Origin of the sequence: Mesorhizobium sp. M0678 (assembly GCF_040320505.1) — a bacterium.
Classification (GTDB): domain Bacteria; phylum Pseudomonadota; class Alphaproteobacteria; order Rhizobiales; family Rhizobiaceae; genus Mesorhizobium.
This window is the reverse complement of record NZ_JAMYPT010000001.1, coordinates 1-20,969: the sequence shown is the minus strand read 5'-3', so window position 1 is coordinate 20,969 and position 20,969 is coordinate 1. Positions and strand designations below refer to the sequence as shown.

The 20,969-nt window shown below is 63.5% G+C and carries 14 protein-coding genes; 9 read left to right on the top strand and 5 right to left on the bottom strand.

The window, feature by feature from the left end:
• Positions 1 to 84 precede the first annotated feature (84 nt).
• The 4 genes from NKI29_RS00070 to NKI29_RS00055 all read right to left on the bottom strand — a co-directional run bounded on the left by NKI29_RS00070 (position 85) and on the right by NKI29_RS00055 (position 6,794).
• Complete coding sequence (locus NKI29_RS00070; protein WP_352568955.1) at positions 85 to 1,047, bottom strand: site-2 protease family protein; 963 nt, start codon at positions 1,045 to 1,047, stop codon at positions 85 to 87.
• Between the two features lie 7 nt (positions 1,048 to 1,054).
• Positions 1,055 to 3,616: a GcvT family protein gene (locus tag NKI29_RS00065; RefSeq protein WP_352568956.1), complete on the bottom strand. Its 2,562-nt coding sequence runs from the start codon at positions 3,614 to 3,616 to the stop codon at positions 1,055 to 1,057.
• Positions 3,617 to 3,884: 268 nt separating this feature from the next.
• Positions 3,885 to 4,148, bottom strand: coding sequence for a hypothetical protein (locus NKI29_RS00060; protein ID WP_023676533.1), 264 nt, complete (start codon positions 4,146 to 4,148; stop codon positions 3,885 to 3,887).
• Positions 4,149 to 4,304: 156 nt separating this feature from the next.
• Entirely contained in the window at positions 4,305 to 6,794 is a 2,490-nt protein-coding gene (locus NKI29_RS00055; protein ID WP_352568957.1) for a mechanosensitive ion channel family protein, read from the bottom strand.
• A gap of 250 nt (positions 6,795 to 7,044) precedes the next feature.
• Between NKI29_RS00055 and NKI29_RS00050 the strand changes: the two genes are divergently transcribed.
• From NKI29_RS00050 to NKI29_RS00035, 4 genes are read left to right on the top strand one after another with little or no spacing between them, the layout of a single operon-like run.
• Entirely contained in the window at positions 7,045 to 8,304 is a 1,260-nt protein-coding gene (locus NKI29_RS00050) for a sarcosine oxidase subunit beta (RefSeq protein WP_352568999.1), read from the top strand.
• An 11-nt stretch (positions 8,305 to 8,315) separates the two neighbouring features.
• Positions 8,316 to 8,612, top strand: coding sequence for a sarcosine oxidase subunit delta (locus NKI29_RS00045; RefSeq protein WP_023676536.1), 297 nt, complete (start codon positions 8,316 to 8,318; stop codon positions 8,610 to 8,612).
• Entirely contained in the window at positions 8,609 to 11,605 is a 2,997-nt protein-coding gene (locus tag NKI29_RS00040; RefSeq protein ID WP_352568958.1) for a sarcosine oxidase subunit alpha, read from the top strand. The genes NKI29_RS00045 and NKI29_RS00040 overlap by 4 nt, the downstream gene beginning before the upstream one ends.
• The gene (locus NKI29_RS00035; RefSeq protein WP_023676538.1) at positions 11,598 to 12,185 is read left to right on the top strand and encodes a sarcosine oxidase subunit gamma; all 588 of its coding nucleotides are present in this window, start codon (positions 11,598 to 11,600) and stop codon (positions 12,183 to 12,185) included. Before NKI29_RS00040 ends, NKI29_RS00035 begins: the two co-directional genes overlap by 8 nt.
• Positions 12,186 to 12,204: 19 nt before the next feature.
• Here the strand turns inward: NKI29_RS00035 and NKI29_RS00030 are convergent, their stop codons facing one another.
• Positions 12,205 to 12,903 (bottom strand): nitroreductase, encoded by a 699-nt coding sequence (locus NKI29_RS00030; protein WP_352623286.1) that lies wholly within the window; start codon positions 12,901 to 12,903, stop codon positions 12,205 to 12,207.
• Between the two features lie 269 nt (positions 12,904 to 13,172).
• Between NKI29_RS00030 and NKI29_RS00025 the strand changes: the two genes are divergently transcribed.
• From NKI29_RS00025 to NKI29_RS00005, 5 genes are all read left to right on the top strand, one after another.
• Positions 13,173 to 13,766: a helix-turn-helix domain-containing protein gene (locus tag NKI29_RS00025; RefSeq protein WP_031211731.1), complete on the top strand. Its 594-nt coding sequence runs from the start codon at positions 13,173 to 13,175 to the stop codon at positions 13,764 to 13,766.
• Between the two features lie 77 nt (positions 13,767 to 13,843).
• A complete protein-coding gene (locus NKI29_RS00020; protein WP_352568960.1) occupies positions 13,844 to 16,297 on the top strand; it encodes a GcvT family protein in 2,454 nt (817 codons plus the stop codon).
• Positions 16,294 to 17,193: a homocysteine S-methyltransferase family protein gene (locus NKI29_RS00015; protein ID WP_023676541.1), complete on the top strand. Its 900-nt coding sequence runs from the start codon at positions 16,294 to 16,296 to the stop codon at positions 17,191 to 17,193. Before NKI29_RS00020 ends, NKI29_RS00015 begins: the two co-directional genes overlap by 4 nt.
• Positions 17,193 to 18,374, top strand: a complete 1,182-nt coding sequence (locus NKI29_RS00010; protein ID WP_352724938.1) for a pyridoxal phosphate-dependent aminotransferase — start codon at positions 17,193 to 17,195, stop codon at positions 18,372 to 18,374. The genes NKI29_RS00015 and NKI29_RS00010 overlap by 1 nt, the downstream gene beginning before the upstream one ends.
• Complete coding sequence (locus NKI29_RS00005; protein WP_352644795.1) at positions 18,371 to 20,845, top strand: GcvT family protein; 2,475 nt, start codon at positions 18,371 to 18,373, stop codon at positions 20,843 to 20,845. The genes NKI29_RS00010 and NKI29_RS00005 overlap by 4 nt, the downstream gene beginning before the upstream one ends.
• Positions 20,846 to 20,969: the final 124 nt, after the last annotated feature.

The following is a 20,969-nucleotide window of genomic DNA, read 5'->3' as shown; positions in this document are numbered from 1 at the left end:
AAATCGCCGATCGACAAAGAGAAAAGCCCGGTGGAGAGCCGGGCTCATTCGGTCACATTTTTGCGAACCGCCGGAAAACGAATTTCATTTGTGGATGCGGTGCCCGCCCCGTCCCCGCCACTCCACGGCCTTCTCGACATCCGTCTCGGAGGATGGGTCCGGCTTCGGTTTTCTAGCACCGACTCCGCGCGCTGCCCTCCAGTTCGGCTTGAATGACGGCGGAAGCCACAACAGAATACCTGCAACCGCGGCAGGCAAGATGATCGCAAAACGCAGAATTGAAAGTACGATGCCGCAGATGCCGACGATCTGCGCGGCCCGGCGGACGCCGAAGCGTCTCAGGAACAAATGTCTTGCAATCACGCCGCCATCCAGATCGTAGGCGGGCAGGATGTTGAGAATGATAAGTGACACGTTCAACAATGCGCCAATCCAAAGCGTCCATTCCAGAGGACCGGCCGACCTTGACGGCAGCCACCCGAATGGCCTTTCGGGCGCAACTGGGATGAGTTCTCCAAAAACCAGATAATAGGCCGCATCGAAAAACGCGGCGAGCGCGACGTTCGCCAGGGGACCCGCTATCGCAATCCGCGCCCAGGCAGGCGATGGCGCTGCGGCGCGTTTGAAACGCGTGAGCCCGCCGAAGAGATATAATTCTATCCTGTCGGTGGCGACGCCTTGTCGGCGTCCGATCCAGGCGTGTGCCAGTTCGTGCAGAAATATCGACGCAAACAGAAGCGCTGCAAAGATAGAGGTATGGATCAGTGCATCCTTGGGTCGGCTCGCCCACTCGTTCAGGAAGGGCAGCACAATGGGAATTGCGAAGGTCCAGCTGACGCGAACCGGGATATTCCGGTTCAGCTGAAACACAAGCGCATCGTTTTTTCTGTCCCAGCCGATCCGCCGCAAAGGCACCCCCCAATCGCAGCGCGACGGTAAGCGAGAATCATCGCTCCACAAAGCGAAAAGCCCGACGATGAATCGGGCTTCTGCATTCAGGTCCTGCTGGCACTGCTCGGCTTGCCTGTGTGGAGAATCGGCAGGCAAGCAACGCTTAGCTGCGCGGATTGAGGTTCTCCGGGTCGTAGAGCGGCCTGTAGCCGACGGCGGCCACTTCGACCGGGTACTTCTCGCCGAAATATTCGACGCTCAGCTTGCGGCCCTCCTGGCAATACGCCCAGGGCAGGTGGGCGAGCGCGATGTTCTTGCCGAGGGTCGGACCATAGGCCACCGAGGTCGTGAAGGAGCGGCGGCCGAGCTCGTCGACGAGCGTCTCACCGGTTTGCGGGTCCATCACCGGCATCGTGCCAACCGGATAGCGGGGAACACCATTCGAATCTGTATTGTCCGTCATGATAAGCGTGCAAAGCATGGCCGGCTGATGCACCCGGGCGCGATATTGCAGATGCTTTGCCTTGCCGCAGAAATCGGCCTCCTTGACTTTCGGACGGGCAAGGTCGGCTTCCAGCAGATTGTATTCGGTCAAGAGGTCCGCGTTTTGCAGGCGCAGGCTCTTCTCCATGCGGCGGCTGTTGGCATAGGTCTCGACGCCAAAGGCCATCACGCCGGTCGACCGCAGCGCGTCCCAGACAGCCAGGCCGTCCTCGTAGCGCATATGCAGTTCCCAGCCTTGCTCGCCGACATAGGAGATGCGGAAGGCGGTCACGTCCTTGCCGGCGATCCTGACGGGCTTGATCGCGGCAAAGGGAAAATTCTCAGGCGTCAGTCCGTCGGGGTTTTCCACGACCTTGCCCAATGTTGCCCGCGCGTTCGGACCCCAGATGCCGACGGTCACATATCTCTCGGTCACATCGGTGACGGTAACGTCGAAGCCTTTGTCCTCTGCCGTCCGGCGCATGTACTGGAAGTCGCGCGGCCCGGCATCAGCGCCGTCGATGACGCGGCAGCGGTCGGCCATGCGGATGACGGTCAGGTCGGCGCGCACCATGCCTTCCTCGTCGAGGAAATGGGTATAGATGCCCTTGCCGATATTGCCGTCACCGCCGATCTTTGCCGCGCACAGCCATTCCATCAGCGCGACATGGTCCGGGCCTTCCACGTCGTACATGGCGAAATGCGACAGGTTGACGATGCCGCAATCCTCGCTCATCGCGAGATGCTCGGCGTTCGAGACGCGCCAGAAGTGGCGGTTATCCCATTCGTTTTGGCGCACCGGCACCCGGTTGCCGTATTTCTCGAGCAGATGCTCGTTGGCGGCGTAGCCGTGGGCGCGCTCCCAGCCGCCGAGCTCCATGAAATAGCCGCCGAGTTCCTTTTCGCGCTCCCAGAAGGGCGAGCGGCGGACATTGCGGGCCTTGGAGAAGGGTTCGCGCGGATGGACAGCCGGGTTGTAGACCTTCATCGCCGTTTCGGTGCAGCGGTCCCAGATGAACTGCTCTTTCGTCTGGTGCGGATAGAAGCGCGAATAGTCGATGGCGTGGTGGTCGATCGCCGTGCGGCCGTCCGTCATCCAGTCGGCGATGAGCTTGCCCATGCCGGGGCCGTCCTTGACCCAGATCGCAACGGCATACCATAGGCCCCTGACCTTCTGGCTTTCGCCCATCGAGGGGCCGCCGTCCGCCGTCACCTGCAGCAGGCCGTTGAAGGAATGGCTCTCATTGTAGCCCAGCTCGCCCAGGATCGGCGTCAGTTCCATGGCGCGCTCGAGCGGCGCCAGGATTTGTTCCATGTCGAGATCGCGTTGCGACGGCGAAAGCCGCGCCTGGTTTTTCTCGAGAATATCGCGCGGATGGCAAAGGCGCGGATTGGTCTCTTCGTAATAACCCCATTCGATCTGCCCGCCTTCGGCGGTCTTGGGGTCGCCGGTATCGCGCATGTAAGCCGAGTTGCCCTGATCGCGCAGCAGCGGCCAGCCGATCTCCTTGCCGGTGCCGGCGAACTCAGTGTACGGCCCGAAGAAGGTAAGCGGATGGTCAATCGGCATGACCGGCAGGTCCTCGCCCGCCATTTCCGCGATCAGCCGTCCCCAGATGCCGGTGCAGACCACGACATAGTCGGCCTCGATGGTGCCGCGGTCGGTCACCACGCCCTTGATGCGGCCGTTCTCGATGACGAGCGACCTGGCCGACGTATTGGCAAACGCCCTGAGTTTGCCGGAAGCTTCCGCCTGGTCGACAAGCTTGCCGGCGACGGTCTGCGAGCGCGGGATGACGAGGCCGGCGTCGGGATCCCACAGGCCGCCCTGTACCATCTGTTCTTCGATCAGCGGGAATTTTTCCTTGATCTCGGCGGGATCGATCAGGCGGGCGCGTGTGCCGAAGGCCTTCGCCGAGGCGATCTTGCGCTTGATCTCCGCCATGCGAGCGTCGTCGCCGACGCGGGCGACCTCGAGGCCGCCGATGCGCGCGTAGTGACCCATCTTTTCGTAGAAATCGATGGAATAGAGCGTCGTCCAGCACGACAGGAAATCATGGCTGGTCGTGTAGCAGAAGTCGGAGGCATGCGCCGTCGAGCCGATATCCGTCGGGATGCCCGATTTGTCGATGCCGACAATATCGTCCCATCCGCGCTCGATCAGGTGATGGGCGACCGATGCGCCGACGATGCCGCCCAGCCCGACGATGACGACCTTCGCCTTTTCCGGAAACCCTGCCATTGCCCGCGACTCCAAGATGCTATTGCGAGCAGACTATAGGGCGGCGCGGCGCCGCGCTTGCAGCCTGTTTGCGACATCGCCAAAAAAGCCCGCGCCACCAGCCCGTCGAATGCAGTTAGACCTACGCCTTCGCCCTGCTCGGTACGAAGGCGCTGCTAGAGCCCGCCCTGCGCAGCTTCGAAGAAAAGTGCATACCTTCATCGCCGATTACCGGAAGCAAACAAAAGGCCGGGCGTTTGCCCGGCCTTCAAAAATCATGGCGTCGACTTTATTTGATGCGCGCGACGCCGCCCGAGATCTCAATCGTCTCCGAACCGGTCAGCGCCTCGAGGTCGCCATTCGGCAAGGTAACAAAACAGCCGCTCGGGCAAAATTCCACGGTTTCGCCAGCGGCCAGCGCCAGCTCGGTCTTGCCGCCGCCTTCCGTCACGATCAGCGTGCGGGTCTCGGCGTCCTTGTTGACCGCGCTGGCGGCATGGGCCGAACCGCCCACGGCCAGAAAAGCGATGGCGGCGACGAGAGACTTCCACATTTTGCAGTATCGGTGTTGCCACCGCCTCTGTTGCATTTCGCAAGGCATTCTCGCCGTTTGCAGGTGAGCTTATATGCAATGCAAGCTGAACGGCAACTGAATGCCGCATTCATGCCGCAATTGGTTTCCGAAGGCTTGAAGGCAAGCTCCAATCAGCTAGTCAGGATCGGGCTTCCGTACCTTGCGTCCCGACTTGGCGAGACGTTTCGCCTCGACCGCCGCTAGGGCTTTTGCTTGTTCCCGCTCGGCGAATTCGACTTCGATCTTGTCGTCGTCGATCGGCCACGCCTCGTGCTTTTTGGTCTCGACGACGGCGCGCGGTGTCGACGGAATTTCGATATGCTGGTCGGCGAACACATCGAAGATGGCAAAGCGGATGTCGTTCTGGACGATATTGCCACTAAGAACGTCTGCCAGGAATACGCGGATCTCGAATTCGAGCGCGGCCGGGCCGAAATTGGAAAACAGCACAAAGGGTTCGGGGTTTTTCAGCACCAGCGGATGACTGCGCGCGATCTCCAACAGGACGCCATGCACGTGCTTGATGTCGCTGCCATAGGCGACGCCGACCTTGATATCGATGCGGCCGAGCTTGTTGCGGTGCGTCCAGTTCCCGACCGCATTGTTGATCAGGTTTGAATTGGGCAGGATCACCGACTGCCGCTGGAACGTTTCGATCTCGGTGGCGCGCACGCTGATCTTCTTGACCGTGCCGCTGATGTCACCGGCAACGATCCAGTCGCCGACCTTGAACGGCCGCTCGGCCAAAAGGATCAGGCCCGAGACGAAGTTGGAGACGACATTCTGCAGGCCAAAGCCGATGCCGAGAGACAGGGCGCCGGCGACCAACGCGAGATTGGAGAGGTCGATACCGGCCGCCGAGATGCCGACCAGTGCCGCGACCGCGACGCCGGCATAGCCGACCGCCAGCCGGATCGAATTGCGCACACCGGTGTCGACCCGGCCGCGCGCCATCACCGAACCGTCGAGCCAGCCCTGGAACCAGCGCGTCAGGAAATAGCCGATGATGAAGACGACGACGCCAGTGAGGATGCCGGTGACCGAGATCGTCACCGAGCCTATGGTGAGGCCCGTCGCCAGCTTGTAGGCCCAGGCCTGGATGTCGCCGGGCTGGAAGCCCCACATCAACAGGATCAGCGGCAGGAACACCAGCACGATCATGATGTTTATGGCGGCGCTGACGACAAGCCCGAGCTGGTCGAGCGCGGTCTCTTCGTAGCTTGAATTGGCCGCTAGCCAGCGCCCGATCGAAGTGTTGGCGAAACCACCTTCCTCGCCGATCGCCCGCGCCGACAGGAAGCCGATATAGGCGGTGACCAGGATAGTGCCGGTAACCACGACCTGCACCGAGACGAAAATAGCAAGGCCGATAAAGCCGAGCAGCGCCGACGCTATGGTGAATAGCCCTAGCGCGACGGCGGTGTAGCGCAGCCATGCCGGCCACGGGCGCCAGCTCCCGTCGGCAGCCTTGAACGGCTTCAGCAGCCCCATCAGGATCAGGATGACGCCGACGCTGATGGTGGCGACAAAGCTTCTGGCGATGGTCAGCGATAGCGGCGAGCCCATCTTGTCGTTGACGACCGACAGGAAATAATTGATGCCGATGGCGACGGCCATGGCAGTCGTCAGCCGCACCAGCCAGCGCGCCGGGCCGGTTTCGACAGGGATCAGACGCCAGTTCGGCAACCGCGGTTCCAGCGCCGCATTGGTCAGCCGGTTGACGCAGAACACCACCGCGATAACGGCAACCAGCGAATTCAGGAAGATGCCGATGTCGCCGCGCAAGACATTGTAATAATTGAAGAAGAAGACCGTCGAGATAAGGAAGGCGCCAACCGCCAGCGACGGCAGCAATGTCGACCAGAACGCCACCGACAGGCGGCTGAGATAGGATGGATCCTCGACGGAAGGATCGGCTTCGAAGACGCGGCCGAACAGGCGCCGCCCGCCGACAAAAAGCACGGCGGCCAGCGCAAGCGCCATCAACGTCGCGGCAAGAATTGCCTGGAACTTGAACTTGAAGGCGAAGCTCAGCCAGGACGACACCGCTTTGTAGAAACTGGTAAATTCGTCATTGGCGTTGGAAATGACCTCCGGGCTCAATGCATCGGACAGCACGTAGCGCTTGGTGAGCTGATTGCGGAACAGCTCGCTGCGCATGTTGCCGATCTTCTCGATCAGCCCGCTGACACGGATCGACAGGTTCTGCGCGCTGGCAATGACGGCGTTAATCTCGGCTTTTTCGGAAGCCAGCGCCTGGCGTTCACCGGTCACGATGTCGGGCTCGGCCGGCTGGCCCGCGGCCGGCGGAGGTCCCAGCGTCTCGATCCGATCGTTGATATCGCCGAGACGCGAGCGGAACGCCAGCGCGCTGGTGAGCGCCGCCCGCGACAGATCCTCCAATTGCAGGCGGATTTCCACCAGGGTGGCATCGTCTTGGCCGTCCTGCTGTATCTTCTTCTCGAGATCGTCGGTTTTGGCCGTCAGGCTCTGGATGACCTTCTGCTGGTCTGTAACCAGCCCGGCGGCACCCTGCCCGAGCGCCTGCGCCATCGCGTCGAACGACGGCGGCGCCAAGACAACAAGCGCAACGATCAGGACCAGGCGGAGTAAACGAAAGAACATGATTTTTCTGGCGACTCGCGGACGGCAGCGGCAGTTTTGAAGCACGTCCTTGATAAAGACGCTCATATCACGGGGCAAGTCATGCCAGGCGGCTCGTTTTCGAAGTCCGCCAATCGAAGTCGGCCAATCCAATCGAAGTCGGCCAATCCAGTCGAAGTCGGGGAGTCGAAAAGCGATGGCGCAATCTTGGCTTTGCGTTGGCGGCCTGCTCTATAGTCTGCCGCAAAGCCTGAAATGGATGACAATAAGAATGGCGGAATATTCGGCCTTTTCGCTTCTCAAGAACGCGCTGACCGGAAACAAGGACTGGAGGCCGGCCTGGCGCAAGCCCGACCCGAAGGCGTCCTACGACGTGATCGTCATCGGCGGCGGCGGCCATGGCCTGTCGACCGCCTACTACCTAGCCAAGGAGCACGGCATCACCAATGTCGCGGTGCTGGAGAAGGGCTGGCTCGGTTCCGGCAATGTCGGCCGCAACACCACGGCGGTCCGTTCCAACTATCTCCTGCCGGCCAACACGCGCTTTTACGAGCATTCGATGAAGCTGTGGGAGAACCTGGCCCATGACCTCAACTACAACGTCATGTTCTCGCAGCGCGGCTGCCTGAACCTCGCCCACACACCTGCTCAGCTCGACGACTATGCCCGGCGCGGCAACGCCATGCGCCATCTCGGCGTTGACGCCGAACTGATGACCACGGCCGAAATCGCGCGCCTGGTGCCGGCGCTCGACGTCTCAGCCACCGCGCGTTTCCCGATCGTCGGCGGCCTGATGCAGCGGCGCGCCGGCACCGCCCGCCACGACGCCGTCGCCTGGGGCTATGCGCGCGGCGCAGATCGCCGCGGCGTCGACATCATCGAAAATTGCGAGGTCACCGGCTTCCTGCGCGACGGCGACCGCATCACCGGCGTCACGACAACGCGCGGCGAAATCCGCGCAAAAAAGGTAGCGGTCGCGGTTGCCGGCAGCACCGGGCGGGTCATGCGGCTTGCCGGCATCGAGACGATGCCGATCGAGAGCCACGTGCTGCAGGCCTTCGTCACGGAATCGCTAAAACCGTTCATCGATACGGTCCTGACCTTCGGCATGGGCCATTTCTACATGTCGCAATCGGACAAGGGCGGCCTTGTCTATGGCGGCGATCTCGACGGCTACAACAGCTACGCCCAACGCGGCAGCCTGCCGATCGTCGATGAGGTGATGAGCGAGATGCTGGCGCTGTTCCCTGGGCTGGCCCGTGTCCGCATGCTGCGCTCATGGGGCGGCGTCTGCGACATGTCGATGGACGGCTCGCCAATCATCACCACCGGTCCGCTGCCGGGCATGTATCTCAACTGCGGCTGGTGCTATGGCGGCTTCAAGGCGACGCCGGCTTCCGGCTGGTGCTTTGCCTGGACCATTGCCAAGGACGAGCCGCACGGTCTCAACTCGGCCTTCACGCTCGACCGCTTCTACCGTGGCCTGGTGATCGACGACAAGGGCCAGGGCGCCACGCCCCGGCTGCATTAGGTTAGAGATCCATGCTCATCACCTGCCCCTATTGCGGCCCGCGCGACGTGATCGAATTCACCTATCAGGGCGACGGCAATCGCCAGCGCCCACAGCCCGCCTCGCAGAACCTCGACGCCTGGAACGCCTATGTCTACGACCGGCTTAATCCAGCCGGCGACCACAATGAGATCTGGCAGCATTCCGGCGGCTGCCGCGCCCATCTCAGGGTCGTGCGCAACACGCTGACGCACGAGATCTCCAGCACCGCGTTCGCGCGCGGCGACCACAACTCGGTTGCGCGGCACCGGGCCGAGGACAAGCCATGAGCCCGCGCCGTACAGAGGCCGGGGGCCGCATCGACCGGCTGCGGACCATCCGTTTCACCTTCGACGACGCGCCTTATACCGGCCATGCCGGCGACACGCTGGCTTCGGCGCTGCTGGCCAACGGCATCACCCTGTTTGGGCGTTCGTTCAAATATCACCGCCCGCGCGGCGTGCTGACCGCCAGCGTCGAGGAACCGAACGCGCTGGTCACAGTGTTGAGGGGCGAGGTTCGCGAGCCGAACATCCCCGCCACAATGGTCGAGATTTATGACGGGCTGGCCGCGATCAGCCAGAACCGCTTCCCTTCGCTGGCCTGGGACGTCAGTGCCGTGAACCAGCTCGGCGGCAAGCTTTTGTCGGCCGGCTTCTACTACAAGACCTTCATGGGACCGGTGATCGGTCCGCTGAAGGGCACTCGCTTCTGGATGTTCTGTGAGCATTTCATCCGCCGTGCCGCCGGCCTGGGCAAGGCAGGCACGGCTCCCGATACGGCGCGCTACGAACGCATGAACGCGTTTTGCGATGTGCTGGTAGTCGGCTCCGGCCCGGCGGGGCTGATGGCCGCCAGGGCGGCTGCCGATCAGGGTGCACGCGTCATCCTGGCCGAGCTCGAGCCGCATTTCGGCGGCTCGGCCAATTGGTCGGGCGAGACGATCGATGGCATGCCGGCCGCCGACTGGGCAGCGCGCGCCGCTGGCCAGCTCGAAGGCCGTGACAATATCCGCCTGCTGCCGCGCACCACCGTCTGGGGCTATTATGACGGCAACACGCTTGCCGCGCTCGAACGTGTCACCGACCACAAGGAAACGCCCGGCAAGGGCGAATCGCGCCATCGCTACTGGACGATCCGCGCCAGGTCGGTGGTGCTGGCCACCGGATCCCTGGAGCGTCCGCTGGTCTTTCCAGGCAATGATCGGCCAGGCGTAATGCTGGCGCATGCTGCCGAGCGTTATGCCATTGAATATGGCGTGCTGCCCGGCGACAGGATCGGGCTGTTCACCAACAATGACAGCGCCTATCGCGCGGCCCTGGCGCTGAAGAAGGCCGGCGCCGTGGTCGTCGCCATCATCGACGTGCGCCCTGAGCTTTCGAGCGAAATGCGCAAGCTGGCCGGCGAGACCGAGGCCGAGATCCTTTCTGGCCACGCGGTGATCGCCACCGAGGGCGGCAAGGCGCTTTCCGGCTTCAAGGTGCAGCGCTTCGACATGGTCAACGGCGCGCTTTCCGGCGATGCGCGCAGCATCCACGCCGATTGCCTATTGATGTCGGGCGGCTGGTCGCCGACCATTCATCTGGCCAGCCAGGCCGGAGCCAAAGCGGAATGGAACGAAGCATTGCAAGCGTTCCTGCCGCCCAAGCCGACGACACAGCAATGGATCGGCGCCGGCGCCTTCACCGGCAGTTTCTCCACCGCCGAGGCGATCGCCGAAGGTCGCGCCGCCGGTCTTTCCGCTGCGGGCGCAACCGCCACGCCGGCGGCCTTGCCTGCCGTCGAAGCAGCACCTGGCGATCCCGATCCGGCGCCGGTGTTCGAGATCAAGGCCGAAGGAAAAAGCTTCGTCGACTTCCAGCATGACGTGACGGCGGATGACGTGCGGCTGGCGCATCGCGAAGGCTTCGTCTCGGTCGAGCATCTGAAGCGCTACACCACGCTCGGCATGGCAACCGACCAGGGCAAGAGCTCCAACATACCCGGCCTGGCCATAATGGCCGAGGCGCTGGGCAAGCCGATCCCGCAGGTCGGCACGACGCGCTTTCGCCCGCCCTTTTCGGCGGTGTCGATCGGCTCGCTAGCCGCCGAACGCTTCGGCGATCTGAAGCCCGAGCGGCTGACGCCGATGCATGACTGGCACGTCGCCAACGGCGCCACCATGTATTCCGCCGGCCTGTGGTATCGGCCGATGATCTACGGCCATCCCGGCGAGACGATCGAGCAGGCCTATGTCCGCGAAGCGAGAGGCACGCGCGAGAGCGCCGGCATCGTCGATGTCTCGACACTGGGCAAGATCGCGGTGCAAGGCCCCGACGCGGCGGAATTCCTCGACCGCCTATACACCAACATGTTTTCGACGCTGGCCGTCGGCAAGGCGCGCTACGGGCTGATGCTGCGCGAGGACGGTCTCGCCTTTGACGACGGCACCACGTGGCGCCTCGGCGAGCAGGATTTCCTGATGACCACCACCACCGCCAATGCCGGCAAGGTGATGCAGCATCTGGAATATTTCCTCGACGTGATCTGGCCGGCGCTGAAGGTCCACGTCACCTCGGTGACCGACCAATGGGCCGGTGCCGCCATCGGCGGGCCGAAGGCAAGGCAGATACTGGCTGCTTGCGTCAGCGGCACTGCCGTCGACAATGCCGCCCTGCCCTTCATGGGCATCGTCCACGGCGAAATCGCCGGCGTGCCGGTGATGATCTGCCGGCTGTCCTTCTCCGGCGAAATGGCCTTCGAGGTCTATTCCGGCGCCGGCTACGGCACCCATGTCTGGGAGGCGCTGATCGAAGCCGGCAAGCCGTTCGGGCTGGTGACCTACGGGCTGGAGGCGCTGGGCACCATGCGCATCGAGAAAGGCCACGTCACCGGTGCCGAGATCGACGGCCGTACCACGGCACGCGACCTGCATCTCGACTGGATGCTGTCGAAGAAGAAGCCGTTCATCGGTTCGGCGATGATGGACCGCGAGGGGCTGATCGCGCCCGACCGCCTGGAACTCGTCGGTATTGTTTCGCTCGACAACCAGCCGCTCAATGGCGGCGCACACATCGTCGAGGAGCTTGACGAAGCCAATCCGCACGGCTCGCTTGGCCACATCACCGCTTGCTGCTATTCGCCGGCGCTGGGTAAATATATCGCGCTTGCCCTGGTCAAGGGCGGCAAGGCGCGGCGCGGCACGCGCGCTTATGTCTCCGACCCGCTGCGCAACCGGTTCGGGCCGGTCGAGATCGTCTCCAACCATTTCTTCGATCCGGACGGGAGCCGCATGCATGGTTGAACGCCAATCGCCGCTTGAGCCGGTGCTGCATCCGGGCTCGCATGGCAATTTCGAGCATGGTGTCGAAATCATCCTCTCCGAAACCAGGCCGGGTTCGATCCTGCAGCTCGCCGCCTGGCCCGGCGAGGAGAAGAAGTTGATGGCCGGCATCCATGCGGTCACCGGCCTGGCTTTGCCCGACGGCGCCGGTGGCGGTGTGACGAACGGCGCCAGGTCGGTGTTCGGCTTTGCGCCGGGAAAGTTCACTGTGGTCGATGAAGCCGAGGGATTGGCGCCGGCCTTTGCCAGTGTCGTCACTTCGGCCATCGGTACGGTGACCGACCTTTCGCACGGCCGCACCGCGATCCGTATCGCCGGGCCGAAGGCCGAGTGGGTGCTGGCGAAATTCTTCGCCATCGACTTCGCGCTGCCGGCCTTCCCGATCGGCGCCGGCCGCTCGACCATGCATCACGACATCTTCGCGCAGATCCAGCGCACCGGCGCCGATCAGTTCGACATCTATGTGTTCCGCTCGTTTGCCCGCTCGTTCTGGAAAGCGCTCTGCCATGCGAGCGAGGAAGTCGGCTACGAAGTGCAGTAGAGCCGGACGGCGCTTCACGTCACTCCGCGAACGTCACCCACTCTTCCAGCGGCGCGCGGTCGGTGCGGAAGGCATTTTCGGGCTTGGACGTATCCTCGTGGCCGAGCGCCATGCCGCAGACGATGATCTCCTCGTCGGGAATGTTGAGCACCGGCCTGATCTGCCGGTGATAGGGCGCGAAGGCGGCTTGCGGACAGGTGTGCAGGCTCCTGCCCCGCGCGGCGACCATGATGTTTTGCAGGAACATGCCGTAGTCGATCCACGACCCCTTGTTCAGCCGCCGGTCGACGGTGAAGATCATGCCGACCGGCGCGTCGAAGAAGACGAAGTTGCGGTCGTGCTGCGCACGCATCCTGTCGACCTCGCGCCGGCCGATGCCGAGCACGCCGTAGAGGCCGAAACCGTTGGCCCGCCGTCGCGTCAGATAGGGTTCGAAGAACTGGTCGGGATAGTAGCGATACTCGTCCCACTCGGCCTTTTCGGCGCGGATGCCCGAGCTGAGGATGGCGTCGGTGATGCGCTGCTTGACCTCGCCCTTGGTCACATAGACTTTCCAGGGTTGCATATTGGTGCCTGAGGGCGCGCGCGCGGCAACGGCGAGAATATCGCGGATGATCTCGTCGTCGACCATATCGGGCAAGAAGGCGCGTACCGACCGCCGCGAGGTGATCGCGTCATCGACGATCGCCGCCGCAATCCGGGAGTTGTTTTCCAGCATGGGCCGTCCTTTTGCGTATGATCCCGAACCGATTTTCCGGAAGGATCATGCGCCGACTAGAAGTGATGGAGCATCCTTGCGCGTCTTTTTGAACGCCCGATAGCCTACCCGCCTCGACCGGACGCCCCACTCGCCGCTCGTGCGCCGAGCCTTTGCCCGAACCGTCAAAATGGCGCAAGTAAATCTTGTGGTTGCGTGAAAATCCTCTTGATTTTTTCATGAACCCGCCATCAAATGAAATTTGCTGAGAATTTTTCACCAAGACAGGGATGGCTTTGCCCTCAACCGCCGCCAGATCGGAACAGGACAGCGGCGAACGGCTGCTGGCCGGCGACATTCGCGCGTTGCGCAAGGCGCGCGGCTTGACGCTTGCTGAAATCGCACTGAAGCTCGGCCGTTCCGTCGGCTGGGTCAGCCAGGTCGAGCGCGGTCTGTCGGTCCCGTCGCTCGGCGATCTCAGGGCCTTCGCCGAATTGTTCGGCGTGCCGGTCAGCCTGTTCTTCAGCCATGACGTGCCTGTCGAGACCGAGCGCGGCGTGGTCGTGCGCGCCGGCAACCGGCGCACGCTTGGCACAAGCGATTCCGGCCTGGTGGAGGAGCTTCTGTCGCCCGATCTCGGCGGTAGCTTCGAGATGCTGCGTTCGGTCTTCGCTCCGGGTGCCGAGATGAAGGCCGAGGCGCGCCGGCCGACCGAGGAAGCCGGCTACGTCGCTTCGGGCAGTTTCGACATCGAAATTGCTGGCATCTGGCACCGGCTTGGCGAAGGCGACTCCTTCCGCTTCGACGGCAAGCCGTTCCGATGGCGCAATCCTGGAGCCGAGCCGGCTGTCGTCATCTGGGTGGTTTCGCCGCCTGTCTATTGAACGAATGCATGTCGCCCAAAAGTGCGTGGCGGTTTTGGGACAACGACATGCATCAAAACAAATAGTCGGAGAAGAACATGGCCGGTTTGCCGACCACGGCACGCGTTGTGATCATCGGAGGTGGTGCCGTCGGCGCCTCCTCGCTCTACCATCTCGCCAAGGCGGGCTGGACCGACTGCGTGCTTCTGGAGAAGAACGAGCTGACCTCCGGCTCGACCTGGCATGCCGCCGGCAACGTGCCGACTTTCTCCTCGTCATGGTCGCTGATGAACATGCAGCGTTATTCGACCGAGCTCTATCGCCGGCTGGCCGACGAGGTCCGCTATCCCATGAACTACCACGTCACCGGCTCGCTCAGGCTGGCCCATAGCGCGGAGCGCATGCAGGAATTCCAGCGCGCCAAGGGCATGGGCCGCTACCAGGGCATGGATATCGACGTGGTCGGGCTCGACGAGATTAAGCGCCGTTACCCCTTCATCGAGACGCATGAGCTGAAAGGCGCGCTCTACGATCCGAATGATGGCGATATCGACCCCGCGCAGCTGACCCAGGCACTGGCCAAGGGCGCGCGCGACATGGGCGCGAAGATCATCCGCTTCTGTCCGGTCACCGGCGTGAGCCGAGACAATCACGAGTGGGTGGTCGAGACGGCGCAAGGCGAGATCCGCTGCGAGATCGTCGTCAACGCCGCCGGCTACCGCGCCGCCGAAGTCGGCAGGATGTTCGGCCGCGAGGTGCCGATGATGGTGATGAGCCATCAATATATCCTGTTCGAGGAAATCCCCGAACTGGCGGCGTGGTCGAAGGAACAGGGCAAGAAGCTGCCGCTGCTGCGCGACGTCGATACGTCCTATTATCTGCGCCAGGAAAAGAACGGCATGAATCTCGGCCCCTATGAGCGCAATTGCCGCGCCCACTGGGTCGGCCACAACGACCCGATGCCCGACGACTTTTCCTTCCAGCTGTTTCCCGACGATCTCGATCGGCTGGAACATTACCTGGCCGATGCTGTCGCCCGCGTGCCGATCCTCGGCACCGCCGGCCTTTCAAAGGTCATCAACGGGCCGATCCCCTATGCGCCGGACGGCAACCCTCTGATCGGGCCGATGCCCGGCGTGCCCAACGCCTTCGAGGCCTGCGTCTTCACCTTCGGCATCGCCCAGGGCGGCGGCGCCGGCAAGGTGCTGGCCGAGTGGGTGACCGAAGGCCAGACCGAATGGGACATGTGGTCCTGCGATCCACGCCGTTTCACCGCCTTTGCCTCGGCCCCGGATTATTGCGTCGCCAAGGGCATGGAGATCTACGGCAACGAATATGCCATCCAGTTCCCGCGCCATGCCTGGCCGGCCGGGCGCGACCGCAAGCTGTCGCCGCTCCACGACCGCATCAAGGCACTCGGCGCCCGGTTCGATGCTTATAATGGCTGGGAACGCGCCACCTGGTATACGAACGCAGGCGACGACATCTCCGAAGAATCCACGCTGACCTTCCGCCGCGACGGGCCGTGGCAGCATCGTGTGCGCGAGGAATGCCTCGCCGTCCGCGATGCCGCCGGCATTCTGGACCTGCCGGGGTTCTCCCGTTTCAATCTCGACGGTCCGGGTGCCGCCGAATGGCTGAGCCTCCAGGTGACCGGCCTGGTGCCGAAACCCGGCCGCATCGGCCTCGTCTATTTTGCCGACGACAAGGGCCGCATCGTCACCGAAATGTCGGTGGTCCGCCACGACGAGAACCTGATGACGCTGATCACCGCCGCTGTGGCTCAGTGGCATGATTTCGAATGGCTGAAGTCGCGCATCCCGAAGGACGCCACATTCAAGCTGATCGACAGGACGGAGGAATACTCCACCCAGATCCTCGCCGGCCCCAACTCGCGAAAAATCCTCGCCGAACTCTGCGCAGCCGACCTCACCCTGCCCTGGCTGACGCATCAGGAAACCAGTATCGCCGGACGTTGGGCAAAGCTGGTGCGCGTGTCCTTCGCCGGCGAGCTCGGCTGGGAAATCCACAGCAAGGTCGACGATACCGCAGCCATCTTCGACGCCGTCTGGGCGGCCGGGAAGAGGCATAGACTAAAACCGTTCGGCATGTACGCGCTGGATTCGCTGCGGCTCGAAAAAGGCTACCGTACCTGGAAGGGCGACCTGTCGACCGACTACTCGATCCTGCAGGGCGGGCTGGAGCGATTCGTCAGATGGGATAAGCCCGACTTCCGCGGCAAGACGGCGCTGCAAAACGAGAAGCAGCAGGGCATCAAGAAGCGCTTCGTCACGCTGGTTGTCGAAAACCCCGGCGACTGCGATGCGCCCACCATGTCGACGCTGTGGCATGACGGCCGGATCGTCGGCGAGACGACATCCGGCGGCTGGGGTCATCGCATCGACAGGTCGATCGCGCTCGGCATGCTGCGCGCCGACCTCACCGAGCCGGGAACCGCGGTCGAGATCGAGATCTTCGGCGAACGTTTTCGGGCGGTCGTGCAGAAGGATGAGCCGTTATGGGATCCAAAGAACGAGAGGCTCAGAGCATGAAGAAAGTGATCCTCACCGATGGCGGCATGGGCCAGGAGCTGGTCCGCCGTAGCAGTTCCGAGCCGACGCCGCTGTGGTCGGCCAGGGTGCTGATCGACGAACCGGATCTGGTGCGCGACCTGCATGCGGAATTCATCCGCGCCGGCGCCCGCGTCATCACCATCAACACCTATTCAGCCACGCCGGAGCGGCTGGCACGCGAAGGCGCGGAAGAGCTGTTCAAGCCGCTGCAGAAGCGCGGCATCGAACTGGCAAGGCAAGCCCGCGACCAGGCCGGCGACGCGGCGATCGCCGGCTGCCTGTCGCCGCTGTTCGGCAGCTATGCGCCGGCGCTGACGATATCCTTCCAGGATACGCTCGACATCTATCGCCGTATCGTTGCCGAGCAGGCGGACGGCGTCGATCTGTTTCTGTGCGAAACCATGGCGTCGGCCGAAGAGGCGCGCGCCGCCGTCACCGCGGCGTCGGAAAGCGGCAAGCCCCTATGGGTGTCGTGGACGCTTGCCGACCACGGCACGCCGCGCCTGCGCAGCGGCGAAGCCATTGCGGCGGCGTCGGGCGCTCTTGCCGGCCTGCCCGTCGCGGCCCGGCTGATCAATTGCTGCCGGCCCGAAGCGATCGCTGCAGCGCTGCCCGAACTGATCGCTCTCGGCGGTCCGGTCGGCGCTTATGCCAACGGCTTCACCTCGATTGAGGCGCTCAAGCATGGCGGTACCGTGGAAGTGCTGCACGCCCGCCACGACCTTGATCCGGATGCCTATGCCGGCCAGGCGGTCGGTTGGGTCGAGGCCGGCGCCGGCATCGTCGGCGGCTGCTGCGAAGTCGGACCGGCCCACATCGCCGCGCTGCGCGACCGGCTCGAACAGGCCGGTTATGAAATTTCGGGAGCAGCATAATGCCCAGGCCATCATCGCGCATTTCCGGCATCGTGCCTTCGGGCAAGGATGGCTGGGAGGTTCATTCCGCTGCCTGGGCGCGCAAGCAGGCCGGCGAGGACATCATCATGCTGTCGGTCGGCGACCACGATTTCGACACGCCGAGCGAGACGATCGAAGCCTGCGTGACGGCGGTTCGCGCCAGCAATCACCACTACACGCCGCTTGCCGGCGTTCCACGCCTGCGCAAGGCGATGGCGGCGGCCTCGATGCGGTGCACCGGCGTTGCGACAAATCCCGACCAGGTCATCGCCACGCCGGGCGGGCAGGCCGCGCTTTACGCGGCCATTCAAGCGGTTCTCGACCAGGGCGACCATGCTATCGTCGTCGCGCCGTATTACGCCACCTATCCCAACACCTTCAGTGCGGCGGGCGCCGAGTTCAGCGTCGTCGAGACCCCCGCCGAGGATGGCTTTCAGCCGCGCGCCGCCGACATTCGCGCCGCCCTTCGGCCGAACACCCGCGCCATCCTGATCAACACGCCCAACAACCCCACGGGCGCCGTCTATTCGCGAGAGCGCCTGGAGGATCTGGCGCAGATCTGCCGCGAGCATGACCTATGGCTGCTGTCGGACGAGGTCTACTGGACGCTGGGCGGCGGCGAGCACGTCTCACCACGCTCGCTGCCCGGCATGGCGGAACGCACGCTGGTCATCAATTCGATGTCGAAGAGCCACGGCATGACCGGCTGGCGCATGGGCTGGCTGACCGGGCCCGAGGAGATGGTCTCGCTGCTGACCGACCTCAATCTGGTGATGACCTACGGCCTACCGGCCTTCATCAGCCTCGCCTGCGCTGAGGCGCTCGAAAATGGTTACGGCGTCAAGGAGATCGCCGAGCGCTATGCCGCAAGGCGCGCCGTCGTCCTCGATGCCATGCGCGGTATGAACAACATCACCGTGCGCGGCTCCGAAGGCGGCATGTACGTCATGCTCGACATATCGGCGATCGAGCCGGACGACGAAAAATTCGCCTGGGCTTTCCTCGACCAGGAGAAGGTCGGCGTCATGCCCGGCTCGAGCTTCGGCGAGGCTGCAGCCGGCCACATCCGCTTCAGCCTCTGCCAGCCTGAGCCGGTGCTGATGGAGGCTGCCACACGCCTGCGCCGCTTCGCCTCCTTCTATCGCTGTGAGGCCGCATGAGCGCCTCGCCCACCAAAACCATTCCGACCAAGGCCATTCCTCCCAAAGCGAGGGCGGTCATCATCGGTGGCGGCGTCTCCGGTTGCTCGGTCGCCTATCATCTGGCCAAGCTCGGCTGGACCGATATCGTGCTGCTCGAGCGCAAGCAGCTGACGTCGGGCACGACATGGCACGCCGCCGGCCTGATCGGCCAATTGCGCGGCTCGCAGAACATGACGCGGCTGGCGAAGTACTCGGCCGACCTCTACGTCAAGCTGGAGGCCGAGACCGATGTCGGCACCGGCATGCGCCAGGTCGGCTCGATCACGGTGGCGCTTACCGAGGAGCGCAAGCACGAGATCTATCGGCAGGCATCTCTCGCCCGCGCCTTCGATGTCGACGTGCGCGAGATTTCGCCAAACGAAGTCAAGCAGATGTACCCGCATCTCAATGTATCAGATGTGGTCGGCGCCGTGCACCTGCCGCTCGACGGCCAGTGCGATCCGGCCAATATCGCCATGGCGTTGGCCAAGGGCGCGCGCCAGCGCGGTGCAACGATCGTCGAGAACGTCAAGGTGACCAAGGTGCATACCAGGGCCGGCCGCGTCGCCGGCATTTCCTGGGCGCAGGGCGACGAGCAAGGCCTGATCGAAGCCGATATCGTCGTCAACTGCGCCGGCATGTGGGCACGCGAACTTGGCACGCAGAACGGCGTCACCATCCCGTTGCACGCCTGCGAACATTTCTATCTCGTCACCGAGCCGATCCCCGGGCTCTCCCGCCTGCCGGTGCTGCGCGTGCCGGACGAGTGTGCCTACTACAAGGAAGATGCCGGCAAGATGATGCTCGGCGCTTTCGAGCCAGTGGCCAAGCCTTGGGGCATGAACGGCATAAGCGAGGATTTCTGCTTCGACCAGTTGCCGGAGGACATGGACCATTTCGAGCCGATCCTCGAAATGGGCGTCAACCGCATGCCGATGCTGGCCACCGCCGGTATTCACACCTTCTTCAACGGTCCCGAGAGTTTTACGCCCGACGACCGCTACTATCTCGGCGAGGCGCCGGAGCTTTCCGGCTACTGGATGGCGACCGGCTACAATTCGATCGGCATCGTCTCCTCCGGCGGCGCCGGCATGGCGCTGGCGCAATGGATCAATGATGGCGAAGCGCCTTTCGACCTCTGGGAGGTCGACATCCGCCGCGCCCAGCCGTTCCAGAAGAACCGCCGCTATCTCAAAGAGCGCGTCTCCGAAACGCTCGGCCTGCTCTACGCCGATCATTTCCCCTACCGGCAGATGGCGACCTCGCGGAACATAAGGCGCTCGCCGCTGCACGAACATCTGAAGGCGCGCGGCGCCGTGTTCGGCGAGGTCGCCGGCTGGGAGCGCGCCAACTGGTTCGCTAGGCCCGGCCAGGAGCGCGAATACCGCTATTCCTGGAAGCGGCAGAACTGGTTCGACAACCAGCGCGAGGAACATCTTGCGATCAGGAACGGCGTCGGCCTGTTCGACATGACTTCGTTCGGCAAGATCCGTGTCGAAGGCCGCGATGCCTGCGCCTTCCTGCAAAGGCTCTGCGCCAACGACGTGGACGTGGCGCCGGGCAAGATCGTCTATACCCAGATGCTCAACCAGCGCGGCGGCATCGAGAGCGATCTCACCGTCTCGCGACTGTCCGAAACGACCTTCTTGCTCGTCGTGCCCGGTGCGACGCTGCAACGCGACCTGGCCTGGCTGAGAAAACACCTTGCCGACGAGTTCGTCGTCATCACCGATGTGACGGCGGCCGAAGCCGTGCTTTGCCTGATGGGCCCGGATTCGAGAAAGCTGATCCAAAAGGTGAGCCCGAACGATTTCTCCAACGAGAACAACCCGTTCGGGACGTTTCAGGAGATCGAGATCGGGATGGGCCTGGCCCGCGCTCACCGCGTCACCTATGTCGGCGAACTCGGCTGGGAGCTTTATGTCTCGACCGACCAGGCTGCCCATGTCTTCGAAGCGATCGCGGAAGCCGGCACTGACGCCGGCCTGAAGCTATGCGGCCTGCATACGCTGGATTCCTGCCGCATCGAAAAGGCCTTCAGGCATTTCGGCCACGACATCACCGACGAGGACAATGTGCTGGAGGCCGGGCTGGGTTTCGCGGTGAAAACGGCCAAGGGCGAATTCCTTGGCCGCGATGCGGTGCTGACGAAGAAAGAAACCGGCCTGTCACGCCGGCTGGTGCAGTTCCGCCTGAACGACCCCGAGCCGCTGCTCTTCCACAATGAGGCGATCCTGCGCGACGGCACGATCGTCGGCCCGATCACCTCGGGCAATTACGGCCATCATCTCGGCGGCGCGATCGGGCTTGGCTACGTGACTTGCAAGGGCGAGAGCGAGGCGGACGTCCTGGCGTCGTCCTACGAAATCGAGATCGCCGGCGAGCGCTTTGCCGCCGAGGCCTCGCTCAAGCCGATGTACGATCCGAAATCGGAACGGGTGCGGATGTAACTCTTTTCTTTCTCCCCTTGTGAGACCTTTGCACAGAAGCCGATCGGTGATTCTGTGATGATGGTCGAAGCAGGGAGATTCGGGATGGCGGATCGTGTTCTGGGTCAGTTGAGTCTGGCGGACG

Coding starts and splice junctions, on each gene's coding strand:
- NKI29_RS00065 (WP_352568956.1), bottom strand. CDS start 3,616: ATGGCAGGGTTTCCGGAAAAGGCGAAGGTCGTCATCGTCGGGCTGGGC.
- NKI29_RS00055 (WP_352568957.1), bottom strand. CDS start 6,794: ATGTTCTTTCGTTTACTCCGCCTGGTCCTGATCGTTGCGCTTGTTGTC.
- NKI29_RS00025 (WP_031211731.1), top strand. CDS start 13,173: ATGGCTTTGCCCTCAACCGCCGCCAGATCGGAACAGGACAGCGGCGAA.
- NKI29_RS00060 (WP_023676533.1), bottom strand. CDS start 4,148: ATGTGGAAGTCTCTCGTCGCCGCCATCGCTTTTCTGGCCGTGGGCGGT.
- NKI29_RS00005 (WP_352644795.1), top strand. CDS start 18,371: ATGAGCGCCTCGCCCACCAAAACCATTCCGACCAAGGCCATTCCTCCC.
- NKI29_RS00045 (WP_023676536.1), top strand. CDS start 8,316: ATGCTCATCACCTGCCCCTATTGCGGCCCGCGCGACGTGATCGAATTC.
- NKI29_RS00020 (WP_352568960.1), top strand. CDS start 13,844: ATGGCCGGTTTGCCGACCACGGCACGCGTTGTGATCATCGGAGGTGGT.
- NKI29_RS00050 (WP_352568999.1), top strand. CDS start 7,045: ATGGCGGAATATTCGGCCTTTTCGCTTCTCAAGAACGCGCTGACCGGA.
- NKI29_RS00030 (WP_352623286.1), bottom strand. CDS start 12,903: ATGCTGGAAAACAACTCCCGGATTGCGGCGGCGATCGTCGATGACGCG.
- NKI29_RS00035 (WP_023676538.1), top strand. CDS start 11,598: ATGGTTGAACGCCAATCGCCGCTTGAGCCGGTGCTGCATCCGGGCTCG.
- NKI29_RS00040 (WP_352568958.1), top strand. CDS start 8,609: ATGAGCCCGCGCCGTACAGAGGCCGGGGGCCGCATCGACCGGCTGCGG.
- NKI29_RS00010 (WP_352724938.1), top strand. CDS start 17,193: ATGCCCAGGCCATCATCGCGCATTTCCGGCATCGTGCCTTCGGGCAAG.
- NKI29_RS00015 (WP_023676541.1), top strand. CDS start 16,294: ATGAAGAAAGTGATCCTCACCGATGGCGGCATGGGCCAGGAGCTGGTC.